At 42.1% G+C, this 16204-nt stretch carries 7 protein-coding genes; all 7 read right to left on the minus strand.

Annotated elements, in window-relative coordinates; genetic code table 11:
- Positions 1–6 precede the first annotated feature (6 nt).
- Positions 7–2571 carry a glycoside hydrolase family 95 protein gene (locus HX021_RS07435; protein WP_286589517.1) on the minus strand — a complete coding sequence of 855 codons (2565 nt, stop codon included), beginning with the start codon at positions 2569–2571 and terminating at the stop codon, positions 7–9.
- A 4-nt stretch (positions 2572–2575) separates the two neighbouring features.
- Positions 2576–5047: a glycoside hydrolase family 2 TIM barrel-domain containing protein gene (locus tag HX021_RS07440; RefSeq protein ID WP_286589518.1), complete on the minus strand. Its 2472-nt coding sequence runs from the start codon at positions 5045–5047 to the stop codon at positions 2576–2578.
- Between the two features lie 39 nt (positions 5048–5086).
- Entirely contained in the window at positions 5087–6502 is a 1416-nt protein-coding gene (locus tag HX021_RS07445) for an alpha-L-fucosidase (protein WP_286589519.1), read from the minus strand.
- A 57-nt stretch (positions 6503–6559) separates the two neighbouring features.
- Positions 6560–8128: a RagB/SusD family nutrient uptake outer membrane protein gene (locus HX021_RS07450; protein ID WP_286589520.1), complete on the minus strand. Its 1569-nt coding sequence runs from the start codon at positions 8126–8128 to the stop codon at positions 6560–6562.
- A 10-nt stretch (positions 8129–8138) separates the two neighbouring features.
- The gene (locus HX021_RS07455; RefSeq protein ID WP_286589521.1) at positions 8139–11228 is read right to left on the minus strand and encodes a SusC/RagA family TonB-linked outer membrane protein; all 3090 of its coding nucleotides are present in this window, start codon (positions 11226–11228) and stop codon (positions 8139–8141) included.
- A 267-nt stretch (positions 11229–11495) separates the two neighbouring features.
- Positions 11496–13010, minus strand: coding sequence for a RagB/SusD family nutrient uptake outer membrane protein (locus HX021_RS07460; protein ID WP_286589522.1), 1515 nt, complete (start codon positions 13008–13010; stop codon positions 11496–11498).
- A 59-nt stretch (positions 13011–13069) separates the two neighbouring features.
- Positions 13070–16174 (minus strand): SusC/RagA family TonB-linked outer membrane protein, encoded by a 3105-nt coding sequence (locus HX021_RS07465; RefSeq protein ID WP_286589523.1) that lies wholly within the window; start codon positions 16172–16174, stop codon positions 13070–13072.
- Positions 16175–16204: the final 30 nt, after the last annotated feature.

Here is a 16204-nt window from a genome sequence, read left to right on the forward strand (position 1 = left end):
TATAAATTATAGTGGTACAACACGGTACTCCTCACCTCTCACCGTCTGAAATTCAATCTCAAAAGTTTTCTTTATCGGCAATACCGGTAGTTTAGATCGATCTACAATCTGATACTGCAACAAACTTGGTTTATACAGTAGTTCATTTGCAGACTCCGCCCTAATGTGCCCGTTCAATCCAATGATCTGGACCGGAACAGTGGTGCGGAGTCGACAAACCCCTCCAATATTGGAAATAACCGATGCTTCTTTGAGCCTGTTATTCTGCCAACTGATATTGACCGTAAAGTTCCCCCTTGCTTTTATTCCCTTGATACTTCCTGCTGACCATTCGTCCGGTAAAGCTGGTAGTAGGTGTACGGCCCCATCATGGCTCTGCAAAAGCATTTCCGTCATTCCTGCAGTAGCCCCAAAATTACCATCTATCTGAAAAGGCGGATGAGCATCAAATAGATTGGGATAAGCCCCTCCACCGCTCATCTGTGCCCGATCCAATTTGGGGTCAATATAATTTAAGGCATCCTTTAGTATTTTAAAAGCATGGTTTCCATCTTGTAGCCTTGCCCACCAGTTTGTTTTCCAAGCCATGGACCAACCCGTACTGACATCTCCACGTAGGAGTAATGAGCGTTTGGCGGCAGCGGCCAGTTCGGGGTTTCCCGTTAGACTGATCTGATTACCCGGATACAATCCAAACAAATGGGAAATATGCCGATGCTGATCCTTGGGATCATCCCAATCTTTAAACCATTCTTGCAATTGTCCATATTGACCTACCTGATAAGGATAGAGTTTTGAAACTGCCTGTTCCAAGGTGGATTTAAATTCCTGATCTATTTCTAAGGCATCGCAAGATCGTATGACCGCGGTAAACAGTTCACGAATGATCGCCATATCCATTGTGGAAGCTTTTGTCAGCTGGTATTCCTTACCCGCTATTTTAATCGTATTTTCCGGTGAAGTAGAAGGATTCGTAACGAGGTATTTCGTTTCGTTATCCATGATCAGCCAATGCAACATAAACTGAGCCGCGCCTTTCATCAAGGGATAAGCTTTATTTCTCAAAAATGTCTTATCTCCAGTAAAACGGTAATGTTCCCAAAGATGTGTACTAAACCAAGCAGCAGCCATCGGCCAAGCAGACCAACGAGGCATTCCTTTTGGATCCCATTCGTATCCTCCTGGAGGTGATGTCTTGGCCCAGAGATCGGAATTATGATGAACAACCCACCCTTTATGGATGTTATAATTTACCGCAGCTGTTTTGGCTCCATTCACCGCCAATTCTTCCATAAAATCAAACAACGGTTGGTGACATTCGGAAAGATTGGTATTTTCAGCCAGCCAATAATTCATTTCTGTATTGATATTGGTCGTATAATTGCTTCCCCAAGGTGGTTGCACGTGATCATTCCAGATCCCCTGAAGATTGGCAGGCCTTCCCCCCTGTCTGGAACTGGAGATCAACAGGTAACGTCCAAAGTGGTAATATAGTGTCAATAAGCCCAAATCTCCTGGTCCCTTTGCAAACTGCATGATTCGTTGATCTGTGGGCATATTGCTAGGTACTGATGTTCCATTGAGTTCAAAATCAACCCGGTTAAATAGGGTATGATAATCTTTTTGATGATTGGCATATAAGGTTTCCATACTTTTGGCAGCCGCTTCTTCCAATAGTCTGTTTGCTGTAGCTTTGGCATCCTTACCTTGTCGGCTAGGTGATTTATCAAAACCATTGAAACTAGTTGTCTCGGTCAACAATAGTAACACTTCATCAGCTTCCCTTATGCAGAGCTTATCTTTGTCTTGCTGTACCTTTCCACCTATAGCTTTTACTTTTACCTGCATGGCGAAGGTCATGCCTTTTCCTTCAATGCTGTCATAAACGATCTGTTGGGGTTCATAATCTCTATTAGCGACAAAACTGGGAGCTTTACCTGTAAGCAGCAACTGGTCATTCCCCAGGGCAGATACACGATGCCGCAACTTGCTGCTCATCGACAGATCCAATGAAATCGCTTTGGATTTGTTTGCCTTTAACCGAATAATCAAAACCTTATCAGGATAGCTGACGAAACTTTCTCTTTGGTATTCAACCCCCTGATAGGAATAGGTTACCCTGCTCAGTGCACTTCTCAGATCCAAGCTTCTCTTATAATGCTTTACCTGCTTCTCATCCTGATGAAGATCGAGCCAAAGATCTCCCATAGGAAGATACCGGGCTGAATATGGTCCTTGCATTTTCTTCCACAGTACAGCAGCTTCCTCGTATTTGCCGGCAGACACAGCTTCCCTGACTAATGGTAAAACTTGGGGGCCATTTGGATTATTTCCGTCCTCAGGCTCGCCCGACCATAATGTATTGTCATTAATTTGAAAACGATCTTTGCTTACTCCACCAAAAACCATTGCGCCAGTCATACCATTCCCCAATGGCAACGCCTCCTCCCAATGTGTGGCAGGTTTATCATACCACAATTGAAGCTGTTTCTGCTGGGCCTGACAGGTGCTGCTCAACCCGATCATACCCAGCCATATCATGAAACTTAAACTATAATTTAAATTTACCATCACACTATCTTTCAATTTTCAATAATGCATTTTTTAATCCATCGATCCGGCTGGCTACCACAATTTGTCCTTCGGATAAACGTAATTGTATCCGAGCACGACCGTTATAGGCCTGTACTTTTTTAGATCCCATCGAAGTCCCTTGATTAACAATCAATTCACCATCGCCAACAGTATCAAAATAGATCCAATTTTTGGCATCAAGACATGGGATGCCTTTAGCATCTACAATCTGGGCCTCCACCGTTATCAAATCACCATCCTGAGCGACTTTCTTTACCAATATCTTTTGGGGCCTGCCCCACTGCTGTGTCTGGTACACCTGTTCAATCTGATCTACGATGGTTTCTTTATCATTTTTGACAACCGCCCGGATCTGGTTATTACCTTCTTTTAGTTTCACCATCCAGCGCAACCCCGCAGCAGGAAAGTCCTGGCTCTTTCTTTTCTTTATTCCTTGGCTTTCACCGTTGACAAACAGTTCGACTTCTTTTGCGTTAGAATATACCTTGATCATTTTAGACTCATCTTTTTGTCCCCAACGTATTGGCCAGCTATGTCCGTAGATATGTACCATTGGTTTTTCAGTCCAATAGGACTGAAAAACATAATAAGATTCCTTTTTGGTAAAATCACGTTCCACAACCCCCTTTTGATTTACATAAGGCACAGGATTATCAGGTCTGACGGGTGTCGAAAAATCTTTAAAAGGCCAATAGGCTGTTCCAGTAAGCCAGGGCATGGTTTCCTGCTCCTTCAAATGCCAGTCGATCAAATTGCAGATATAACTTTCACTCCAGTCACCATCTTTAGAGACCCTGGCAGCTCCTCCAATAAGAGAAGCATCGCCAGCTCTTTCATCTGTCGTACCATCACCTTTGATTTTTGCTAATGCACGGTCTGGATCTTCGGCATGACGCCGGGCATGGCTATCTCCTCCCCATTCTACATGAAGAAAATGTTTTACCTTTTTCATCTCTTCTTCCGAAGCGGCTTTATAATCTGTATAAATTCCTCGGTACCAACCGGCCCAGATTGAAGGCGAATAGACATCGACGATATCCTTACAGAAATCACAGCGTCGTATCGCCGTTTTCCTACCCGGGTCCAATTGATGGGAAAGTGAATTTAATTCACGCATAAATGCTCTGATCTTTTCTTTATCAAATTCAGGAAAATCGCCGGGCCAATCATTTTCATTTCCCATGCCCCAAATAATAATCGAAGGATGATTATAATGTTGTTCTATCATATTGGTCAACATACGCCGACCTTGCTTTTGATAGCTATCTCCTCCCAATCCTCCCCGGCACCACGGTATTTCCTCCCAGACCAGAATACCCAAGCTGTCACAGGCTTCAAGGACTTTACGACTTTGTTGATAATGGCCCAGGCGGATAAAGTTCACCCCCATTTCTTTCATCATCGTCATCTCCTGAAGAATCTGCTCATCACTCATTGCAGCTCCCACTCCGGCATGATCCTCATGCCGATGTGTTCCACGCAATAAAAGCCGTTTACCATTTAAGTAAAAGGGTCCTTTTTCTTTAAATTCCACATGCCTAAAGCCAAAGGTACTTTCCTCAGTAAAGGTCTGCCCTTTGCTCTTGACCACAGTAACCAAACGATATAAAGCCGGATGATCAGGACTCCATAATTGTGGTCTTTTGATGCTCAATTTTTTGAGCTCAAATCCAGACTCATTTTTTTGTACTTCAAACTGCCCGAGCTGCACGCTGTTCCCATTGGGATCGTAAAGCTGGGTCTCTACTTCAAAATCTGGTCTGTTAGCTAAGGGCAGCAATCGCCCCTGAATATCCAAAGTCCCCGCTTTCCCCTCAGCATCAACAGTTGCAGAAACAAACACTTTCTCCAATGCGGTCTGAGGAACATAGTTGAGATTCAGATGTCTATATATACCGCCATATAAGTTGAAGTCAGACAGATCCGAAGGGATCATTTCTAAATCGCGTGAATTATCTACTCGTATCGAAAGAGGTACCTTCCCTTTAAACTGTACCTTGAAGGCTTCTGTCTTTTTGAACTCCGCCACAGCATCAGTAATATCTACTGTCCACTCATCGTACCCACCAATATGTTCTCCGACTTGGGTCGTATGAATATATACAGTTGATTTTTGTCCCACTCCTTCAAAATGGAGTAAGGTTCGCCCATCCGTATAGGGATTTTCTATGGTTAATACTTTTCGATACCAACCTGGCCCCTGATAATAATTGACATCTGGATCCACCGCGTCAAAGGCATTAAAACAATGTGGTAAATTTATCGTTTCCCAAAGAGGAACAGATTCGGGATTTCCAGCACTTACAGGTCGAACAGCCTCCCAGATCCCCCCAAGATCACTTTTCAGAAAATCCCATTCTTGGTCTATTCGTTTTGATTCCTGTGCATGTAGCTGATAGACACCAAATCCGGCTAATAATGCAAATATTTTATACAGTTCCTTTTTCTTCATTCTATAATTTGTAAGTGTAGTATCCTTTTTCGATCAAGATTACTCATCTAAGGCACCGGTTTTCATTTTTTTGGCGACTGATGTTTTCTCCTGGATCAATTTACCAGCGACTTCAATCTTAATGACTGTGGCCACCTTATCAATAGCTTGCTTAGGTACCTGAAGCCTGATCTGCCCAGATTGATTTTCCGTTCTAATTTTCTGACCATTTGCCAAGAAGCTTGCTTTTAAAACCTGATGTTTTAACGGAAGTGTAATCACCCCATTTTGTGGCCAGTCAAATACTGTTAGGTAGAGGCTGGTATTTTCGCCATGTTCTTTCATCGTGCATCGTCCCCAGTCAAAAGGTTGCAAAGGGCTACTTTTGGTCGCATAAATAGCTTCATGGTTTACTTTCATCCACTGGCCTATTGTTGCCAGTCTTTCGATACTTTCCTGTGGAAATGTGCCATCAGGCTTGGGGCCTACATTCAGTAAATAATTACCTCCCTTAGAGGCAATATCCACCAAATTGCGGATCAGCGTTTCAGCAGATTTCCATTTATGATCCGAAGTACGATAGCCCCATGTGCCATTCATCGTCATACACGTTTCCCAGTGCTTTCCTTCCAGCTCAGACCAGTCCGGAATTTTTTGCTCTGGTGTCTTTGTATCTCCAGGAAAATTTGGCCTCTTCAGGCGATCATTGGTAATGATATTAGGTTGTAACTCCAGTTGCTGTTGCAACATGTTCGCTGCTTCATCTGTCATATTTGTTGGAGTATCCCACCATAAAACGGCGATGTCACCATAGTTACTCAACAATTCTTTGACCTGAGGGACTGAAACGTTCCTCATATAATCATCGAAGCTTGCAGTCTCTTGTTTTGGATCCCAATGTCCTTTATGTGCCAGCGTATAAGCATCAATTCTGGCAGAATCAGGATTAGCCCACCCCTCACGCATTAATTTACGCGCTGCTGATCCGCCCGGATTATTCCAGTCTTGTGCCTGTGAATAATAGAACCCCAGTTTGATTCCATATTTTTTACATGCGGCCGCCAAGGGTTTTAGCACATCTCTGCCATATGGGGTAGCATCGACAATATTCCATTTACTGGCTTTTGTTTCAAAAAGCGCAAACCCATCATGATGCTTAGCAGTAATAATTAAATATTTCATCCCAGCTTCTTTTGCCATTCGAACCCATTCATCAGGATTATACTGTGTAGGGTTAAATTGGCCAGCCATAGCTTGATATTCATCAACCGGGATTTTTGAACGATTCATAATCCATTCGGCACCACCACGCACCTGCTCATGCCCCTGGTAGACACCTCCAAATTGGGCGTACACCCCCCAATGAATAAACATCCCAAACCTGGCTTCCTCCCACCATTTCATTCTCAAGCTGTCTGGCAATTTATTTTCCTGTGCAACAAGCGGTTTATTGCAGGTTCCGATGAGTAAAAGCATCGATAATATAACTTTACATAAATTATTTAGCGTATTCATAGCATACCTAATTATAGATTAAAAACCAGGTGTTTGTTTAAAATTATCATTGCCCAGGCTTTTAGCAATGTCAACCTCCGACTGAGGCACAGGCCATAAGGTGTCACGTGCCATGAACAAGCGGGAAGCACCATCTGGGTCCTTGATTTTATCCATTACTTCTTTAATAATTCCCCAGCGTTTTAGGTCGAAATAACGTTGTCCTTCCAGTGCCAGTTCCACACGCCTCTCATGGCGGATGATATCGCGAAAACCGTCTTTCGTCAATGTGGTACCAAACTGCAATAAGGGCATGTTGACATCTGCCCTGGAGCGCACTTTATTCAAAGCATCTACAGCTGTTTGATCAGGACCAGAGCTCTCATTTTTTGCCTCAGCATACATCAGTAAAACATCAGCATAACGCAAGAATACCCAGTCTTGATCACTCTGTGTAGCATAACTAGTGGGCCATTTGGCTTCATTGATATATTTTCTGGGCAGAAATCCGCCCAATACTCCTTCTGCGACTGGATCAAATGCCGAAGAAGAGGTCGTTCCGCGCCATACACCACGGTACATAATCGTTGATTTTAATCGAGGATCTCGATTTTCATACGGATTTTCAACATCATATTTAGCAGAACTGTTAATATCCTTACCATCGACACAATAATAGGAATCTACTAGATAATTTAATGGCTGTACTGTCTTCAGATAGGAATACATCATATCTGCAGGGCTGTACATATTAGGTGGTAGAAATCGGGCTGAAAACATGATTTCTGGGTTATTATTCTGTCCGGGTTTTCGAAACAAGTCCCGATAACCACCTTGATAAATAGCGAATTGATTTTCGTCGATCACTTTTTTTGCTGTAGCAGCCGCTTCTGTCCATTTTTTCATCGTCAGAAGAACTTTTGCTTTATAGCCAAGTGCTGTTCCTCGAACGGCATGTCCTTTATAAGGTGTATTCGGTAAATTTTCGCTTGCATAATCAAGATCTGTTAAAATTGCTGCCATGACTTCGTTTTTAGGAGTTCGGCCCAAACGTGCACTGGCATCATCCATGCCCAAAGGTGCTAGAGTCAAGGGAACATCTCCATAGAGATTGGTCAGCAAAAAATAATAATGTGCCCGAATGAGCCTTGCTTCAGCTTTATATTTAGCGCGATCCTGTTCATTCATGCTCGTCACCTGGTCAATATTGGCAATCAATTTATTACATGCTGCTATGGCCTGATATGAAATCTCATAGCCTTCAGCTTGCATTCCACCAGTTGTCGAAGAAATACCAGACCTGGAAATAACATTAAAATTATTCGACGTACTAGAAACAAAGGCATCATCGGAAAGACCATCCCAAAACATGCTCGCCCCACCCCAGCCACCACGTGCAGCAGATGAAGAAGTGGCATTGTATCCACGGCATAAAAATTCGTAACATCCAGACAAGGCTAAATCCGCATCGGCTTGCGTTTTCCAAAAAGTAGACTCTGGGATTTTGTCCGTTGGATTTTTATCTAAAAAATCCTGAGTACAACTGCCCGACATCGTCAGGGCAGCCAAACTAATATATATATATGTTTTTTTGATTTTATTTTTCATAACAAGATGATTAGAATGTGATATTCGCGCCAAAAGCAAAAACTTTATTCTGAGGATGAGTTACATAACGTCCCGATGTTGCCCCTCCACTAGATGAAACCCCTCGTTCGGGATCCAAACCAGGGAATTTGGAGAAGGTCAACAAATTATCGGCAGCAAAATAAACCCGTAGACCAGAAATGCCAGTTCTTGACAATGTACTTTGAGGCAAACTATATCCGAGCTGAATATTTTTGAGCCGCAGAAAAGAACCATCTTTTAAAAAAAATGTTGAAGCACTTCTTACGTTATTGGCTGCTGGTGAATTGTCCAGACCAACAATTGGAAGGTTTGCATCTGGATTCTCTGGAGTCCAGGCATTCATCCAATCGCTGGTAAAAGTACCTCCCTGTCTGAAAGGTACAATCCCCCATTCACTTACAAATATTTTTTGACCTTGGGACCCAAAGAAGAATGCAGTGAAATCAAAGTTTTTCCAAACAGCCGTTGCATTGAAAGAATAATCGAAATTTGGATATGCACCCCCAACAACTGTACGATCATTATTATCTACAATTCCATCTCCATTTATATCTGCAAATTTCAAATATCCTGGTTGTGCGGGAATCTGTTGTACCGGAGCAGCTCCCACCTCTTCTTGAGACCTGAAAATACCCGTATTTTGGAGCAAATAAAAGCTACCATAGGGTAGACCTTCCCGAATAATGGTATTTCCTGAGATTCGTTCGGCACCATACTTCATCACTTTATTACGGTTCGCTTGGATATTCCCATTCAGCGTCAGAGACACTTCCCCAATTTTCTCACGGTATTGAAGACCGAGTTCCACACCTCTATTTCGTAACTCACCATAGTTCACTGTTGGAGCAGTCAGACCTATATAAGAAGGAAATGCGGTCGAGGCAGACAAAATGTCTGAAGTCACTTTATTATACCAGTCAAATGAAGCTGTTAGCTTATTGTTCCAAAATCCGAGATCAACCCCAAAATCCAGCACTTTAGTACTCTCCCATTTAATCCGTTCATTCGCCATAGCGACCTGACGGGCGCCCTGTTGCAGTGTTTCGTCAAACGGATAGGCAAATGCGGAACTGTAAACCGTCTGGTAAGGATAATTACCGATATTTTGGTTCCCTAAAGTACCTATCGACGCCCTAAGCTTCAGCTCATTTACAACTTCTTTTAATTTTGAGCCAAAAAAAGCTTCATCAGACACTTTCCATCCGCCCGATAGTGAAGGGAAAAAAGCCCATTTACGATTCTCAGGAAAACGTGAAGAAGCATCATATCGTGCATTTCCTTCTAACAGATATTTACCCTTATAATCATAATTCAATCGGCCATAATATGATCTTAATGACCATTCATTGGTCACACCGCTATTCGACTGTTGCCCAGCACCGCCACCATCAAGTTCGAGTATATCCTTGTTCGGAAATTGCAGCCTGCTTCCAAATAGTTTTTGGGTCTTATTATATTCTGCCTGTGTACCTGCCAGTACTTTCAGGTTATGATCTCCAAATGACTTGTCATAGGTTAATTGGGTATACCCCACAGGATAAACATTATTATCATCCGTCACCTCTAAGCCCTGCCCGCCGACATCCAATTGTCTTGCCGGTAATTCGTCAGACTTCGCTAACCACATATACTGATTGATGACCGGTTTATTGGTATAATTTTTTGTAAATCCATAAGTCAGTCCTCCACTTGTCTTCCACTCCAGACCATCCAATAATTTAACATTGATGAAGATGTTGCCTTGCATAAAATAGTTGTTCAACCGCGTCAATGCATTCTCAGCGATAGCTACGGGGTTTTTATTAGGTGATTGAAATGGATAAGCTCTGGATGTATAGCGTCCAGTACCATCTGGCAGCACTGGCCCATACAACGGAGATTGGCTAATCGTGGACAGAAATTGGTCTTCACTGCCATTTCTAGGATATTTGCGGTCACCATAATTCAATGTTATACTTGACCCGAAACTTATCCGGTCATTGATCTTGGACCCCAAGTTGAACTGTAAATTATATTTCTTAAAAGAAGTTCCGATCATAATATCCGGCTGGTCGACATAACCGAGGATCACATTATAATTGGTCCCACCAGCACCACCACTCAAACTTAAGTTATGAGTCTGTACAGGTACAGTTCTAAATACAGCATCCAACCAATTAAAATCGGGATAAAGCGTCTTATCTGTCGCATTTTTATAAGCATCAATCATTTCCTGACTAAAAACTGCATTAGGATTGGTCACTCCTGAATTTTTAGCGGCCTGATTATACAAAGTCATATAATCAACCGAGTTATAGACCAAATCGGGCAACGCGGAAGCTTTTGTGATCCCTATATTATAATCGTAACTCAACTGGGTCTTCCCCGCTTTTCCCTGTTTGGTCGTTACAAGGATGACACCATTTGCCGCCCGGGCACCATAAATAGCTGCAGAAGCAGCATCCTTCAATACGGTAATATTCTCGATAGCCTGTGGATTCAGATTTTCCAGACTTCCTGGAATTCCATCCACAATGACCAACGGTGCTGAGGATGCACCATATGATCCTAAGCCCCTTACCTGTAAATTAACATTTTCGTTTCCTGCTTCGCCAGATCCTTGTGTTACGCGAAGTCCAGGCATTCGCCCCTGCAATAATTGTGTAGGATTGGTTGCAATACGTTTATTAAGTACTTTTCCGTCCACTGCCGCTACTGCGCCGGTCAGGTTACTCTTCTTTTGCGTTCCATATCCTACAACAACCACTTCATCCATCAGGCTACTTGACTCCTGAAGGACTAAATTGATATGATCTTTCTTGTCTACCGCTATTTCTGCTTTTTCTCTACCTACCAAAGAAAAAATCAACACATCAATATCCTTTGCCAGAATTTGATAATGGCCAGTTACGTCTGTCACGGTTCCGTTTTTTGCGCCTTTAATCTGTACTGTAACTCCCGCAAGTGGTTCGCCTGCTGGGGAGGTTACTTTTCCTGATATCTTCAGTTGTGATTGTGCGAATACCTGTGGAACAGACGTACTCATCAACGAAAATAAAAGCAACCCCTTTCCTACCGTTTTGGTAATCGGTGTTATCATAGTTGTTTTGGTTTACTTGGTATATTTAACTCAATAAATGAAACCAAAGATCAAAAATAACGGGTTGTTCAGCGGGTATTTTTTGTTCAAAGAGGTGGAAAAAATGGCTTTTTTCCTGATTTACAACATCATTAAACGTATTACAAAAAAAATGACATGCCAACTTGATACTTTCCTATTAGAATATAGCTCCTTCTGCAATATGATCTCAGGCAAAAATATCAACCTATCTTGCAATAGGTTGATATTTTAGCAATAACTATTGAATTAATAACCAGGATTTTGAGGCAACAAGTTTGAATTGCGGGCAATCTCATCCTGCGGAATAGGCATCAAGGCGTGGGACTCCTTTACCTTTGGTTGCTTCTCATAAGCATCCGATTTGGTAAATGATTCGACCACTTTCCCCCAGCGTTTGATATCGTACCATCTTTTCCACTCAAACGCCAATTCAACACGACGTTCTTCCTGTACAGCTTTCCGAAATTCGGCCTGGCTCATTCCTGCCTGTAAATCAGCGGGCTGACTTTGTACACCTTGCGGAGTATACCTTGCTCTTTCTCTAACAGCATTAATATAACGATAAGCCTTGTCCGTAGGTCCGCCTTGACTTTCATTCAATGCTTCGGCAGCCATAAGCAATACCTCCGCATAACGAAAAATAACATGTTTGATATCTGAATCTGACCCATCTGCTCCTGCATTAGCACCAGGATGCAAACACCACTTGGCTGTATGGATGCGGGGCCATTTCCATTTTTGATAAGGTGTCATTACACCTTTCACAGGTGTCTCGGTCAAAAAACTAATCCTCTTTCGGTAATCTTGATCTGAGAAACTCCCGTACATACCATTTGAAGGAACAATGACACTCCAGCCGAGCATATCTGCATCCCTTACTCCGGTCATTGGAGCCGTATAATCTTGATTGGAAGAATTCTCTCCAGTGATTCCGCCCTGAAAATCAACAACCCAAACATGTTCGGCCTGAAATCCCAAATCCGCATTCCAAAGGCTATTGTAATCTTTCACCAGTGCATATTGGTATTTATTTGCGTCATTGATTACAGTTTCAGCTAATTTGGCCGCACTATCCCAACGTTTTAAGATCATATAGACAGACGATAATAGCGTTTGTGCAGCTCCTTTGGATGGTCTGGCTTTATTATTATTGGTGTAAGTATCTGGAAGGTTGGCAATAGCATACTCACAGTCCGTGATAATGTGCTCATACACTTTTGCTGCTGGGGTTTTACTAACGGAAAGCACCTCACTGGGGTCACTTACAAAATGATCCATAAATGGAATATCACCAAATAATTGCACGAGGTGATAATAGTACAGGGCTCTTAATAAGTGGGCTTCTCCCAAGAGTGCTAGCTTCCTTTCTTCATTCATGCTGACCCTCGGAATACCATCAATTGCTGCATTTGCGGCACCAATCCCAAGATAGGCCGTTTTCCAAACCGCCAGCAGATCCTGATTGCTAGCATCATGGGTAAAACTATTCAATTGGATACGGCTCGATTGTGTGCCAATATCAGCGATATCACAATCGTCCCCCAATAATTGAAGGACCATGGTGAGTCTTCTACCATAGAAGTCCACATTGGCCAGCAGGCTGTAAATTCCCATGACAGAAGCCTCAGCGTCAGCTTCTGTTTTAAAATATTGCTTGGGATCTAAAATACTTACCGGCTCCTCGTTTAATTTTGTACACGACAATAAACTCGTAAAGCCCAGTATGGCAAGTATGGTTCGGTATATGTTTTTCTTTTTCATTCGGATGAATTTTTATTCATAATAATCTATTTGTTTCTAGCGGCATTTATGCAGGATTGTTAAAACCTGACATTTAAGCCAACAGTATAAGACTTGATATTGGGATACCCCATATAATCCAAGCCAATGTTCCGATTCGAATCTTGATAGCTCACCTCCGGATCAAAACCAGTATAATTTGTCCATGTCCATATGTTTTGTGCACTAACATATATGCGCAAATATTTAAGGTGAATTTTCTCTAAAGATTCTGCTGAAAAATTGTAACCCAAAGCCAGATTCTTCAAACGTAAGTAAGAACCATCTTCAACCCACCTTGAAGAAACTTCTGGATTATTGGCCGAACTGGCTCTTGGAACATCTGTATGGGTATTTGTAGGTGTCCAGCGTCGCAACGCATCTTTTGTTGCATTCCCTTTACCAGCCATCCAGTCCAATTCCATGCGTGTAATGTTTAACATATCGTTACCATAGCTTCCTTGCATAAAAATATTCAGGTCAAAATTCTTGTACTTAAAGTCATTATTGAATCCAAACGTAAAATCAGGATTAGGGTTTCCAATGATGGTTCGGTCATCGGCATTGACTACACCGTCTGCACCACTAATCAATTGATTATTCGCATCACGACCGAATAAATCTTTATAACGCAGATCGCCCGGCTTTTTATTGGGCTGTGCACTAAAATCATCCCCTTGCTGATAAATTCCATCAGTCACCCATCCAAAAAAGGCACCAAGAACCTCTCCTTCCCGAAGCAGTTGAGAGTCGGTTGAAAGCATGTGTCCGGGGATTGTATTATACCGGATCTCTCCGCCCGGCAGCTGCAGGATCTTGTTTCGGTTGAAACTGATATTGAAATCTGTTTTCCAGTTTAAAACTCCATTAAGGTTAGTTGTCTGTAAACCAAACTCCCAGCCTTTATTTTGTACACTACCCACATTTTGGAGAGCAGTGGTAAAGCCAGAATATAATGGCAATGGAACCTGATACAAGAGATTAATCGTCTTTTTGTAGTAATAATCTATGGAAAGATTGATCCTGCTTTTTAATATACCGATATCCAATCCGGCATCAGTTTGTTTGGTGGTTTCCCAGGTCAGGTTCGGATTGGCGACGTTAGTAGGTCGGACGGCATTCACCGGATTACCATCCATTGTAGTCAGAGTGGGTGAAAATCTGGCCAAGGATTGGTAAGAGCCAATTTCTGAATTTCCGGTTTCACCATAACTCGTCCGCAGTTTCAAGTTGCTGAGCCACGTTAAAGATTCCATAAAAGGTTCTTGACTAACATTCCATGCCAATGCTCCTGAAGGAAAAAATGCCCATTTATTGTTTTCGCCAAATTTTGAAGAACCATCATATCTTCCAGTCGCAGTAATGAAGTAACGGTTTTTATAATTATAATTTAATCTTCCATAAAAGGAAGACATGATCCAATCTTCCAGGTTTGACGAAGCATTTTGATAATTGGATCCAGCACCCAGGTTCCAATAACTAAAACTATCCGAAATAAAATTACGGTTATTTGACTGCCATATTTCATTTCTGGAACTTTGGTAAGAATATCCTGCCATAGCATTCAGATTATGATCTTCATGAAATGTCTGTGTATAGGTCAGAAAGTTTTCGTTGATAAAATTGGTATTTTTATGAGCAGCTATAGATCCAACACCACCAAAATTGCGCCCTTCCACCAACTCTTTGGAGACGTAACTACCTGTGCGCTGATTACTTACCTGAACCCCAAAAGTACTTCGAAAAATAAGGTTTTTCAAAATACCAAGTTCGACGAAACCATTCCCTTGAAACAGATCTGTGACGACTTCATTCTCCCGTTCCGTTGCCACGGCTACTGGATTATCATGTGGATCACCAAATTGTTTTAGGGTATAGTTGCCTTCTTCATCATAAACTCCCTGAGTTGGTTCAAAACGTAAAGCCGCCGAGATTACTCCAGCACCTGTAGTTCCACTGCTCGATTCTTGAGTCCTGACACCGTTCAATTTATTGCGGTTGAACATAAGCCTTGTACCTATCTTTATTCGGTCAGAAACCTTCATCTCTAAATTCGAATTTCCGGAGAGTCTTCGAAAATCAGAATTAATCACTGTTCCTTTTTGTCCAAAATGATTTACTGAGGTATAGTATTTAACATTGTCACTACCTCCTGATATAGAAATCTGATTGTTTAGCTGATTTCCATTCCTGAAAATTAGGTCCTGCCAGTCCGTTCCCTCACCCAAAGATTCAGGATCCGGAAAAGGCAAATTAGTATTACCGGCATTTAAATAGGTATCATTGATATAAGAAGCAAACTCAGATGCATTCAAAAGATTCAGGCGTTTCCCTACTTTTTGAGAAGCAAAAGAATTGTTGAGTTCAATAACGGGTTTACCAGAGCGTCCTTTTTTTGTGGTGATCATAATGACCCCATTTGCCCCACGGGAACCGTAAATCGCGGTAGCTGAAGCATCTTTTAGTACTTCAATTGATTCTACATCTTCCGGCGCTGGGGCTGAACTACCAGGAAAACCATCCACCACATACAGTGGATCGCTACTGGCATTAATTGAAGTTCCTCCCCTTACGCGTACACGTGGAGCTTTTCCTGGTTCACCATTGGTACTTGTCACTGACACACCTGGGGCTCTTCCTTGAAGTGCTTGAGCAGTACCAGCTAAAGGAAAAGCATTAATCTGATTCGCATTAATGGAAGATACCGAACCTGTCAGATCACTCTTTTTTTGTGTTCCATACCCTACTACCACAACCTCATCCATGACTGATTCATTGGATTGTAAAGTTACTTGAATCACCCGCTGTCCCGCAGTAAGCTTAATTTCCTGACCTGTATAACCGATTGATGAAAAGATCAAAGTGGCATTCACAGGTACTTTTAGCGTAAATTCTCCCTTTTCATTGGTCTGCGTACTATGACCACTGGCTCCTTTTACACTGATAGAAACCCCTTGAATAAAGGCATGATCTTGATTGACAACTACTCCTTTCATCTCAACTTCCTGCTGAATAACACGTTGAATAGCTGTATGCACATTTTTCGTAGGATTTAATGCCATGGACAATCCCGGAGACAAAAATAGCGCCATTGAGGCATAGGGAATAAATGTACATGGGCTTCTTCTGAAAAGCTTGGATTTCATAATTATAATTTGTTTAGCGTTTTTTGGTTT

Source organism: Sphingobacterium sp. N143 (genome assembly GCF_030325625.1).
GTDB lineage: Bacteria > Bacteroidota > Bacteroidia > Sphingobacteriales > Sphingobacteriaceae > Sphingobacterium.

What these genes read in the sequence shown, in the direction of transcription:
- HX021_RS07445 (WP_286589519.1), bottom strand. Translation starts at nt 6,502, where the DNA reads ATGCTTTTACTCATCGGAACCTGCAATAAACCGCTTGTTGCACAGGAA.
- HX021_RS07455 (WP_286589521.1), bottom strand. Translation starts at nt 11,228, where the DNA reads ATGATAACACCGATTACCAAAACGGTAGGAAAGGGGTTGCTTTTATTT.
- HX021_RS07435 (WP_286589517.1), bottom strand. Translation starts at nt 2,571, where the DNA reads ATGGTAAATTTAAATTATAGTTTAAGTTTCATGATATGGCTGGGTATG.
- HX021_RS07460 (WP_286589522.1), bottom strand. Translation starts at nt 13,010, where the DNA reads ATGAAAAAGAAAAACATATACCGAACCATACTTGCCATACTGGGCTTT.
- HX021_RS07440 (WP_286589518.1), bottom strand. Translation starts at nt 5,047, where the DNA reads ATGAAGAAAAAGGAACTGTATAAAATATTTGCATTATTAGCCGGATTT.
- HX021_RS07450 (WP_286589520.1), bottom strand. Translation starts at nt 8,128, where the DNA reads ATGAAAAATAAAATCAAAAAAACATATATATATATTAGTTTGGCTGCC.
- HX021_RS07465 (WP_286589523.1), bottom strand. Translation starts at nt 16,174, where the DNA reads ATGAAATCCAAGCTTTTCAGAAGAAGCCCATGTACATTTATTCCCTAT.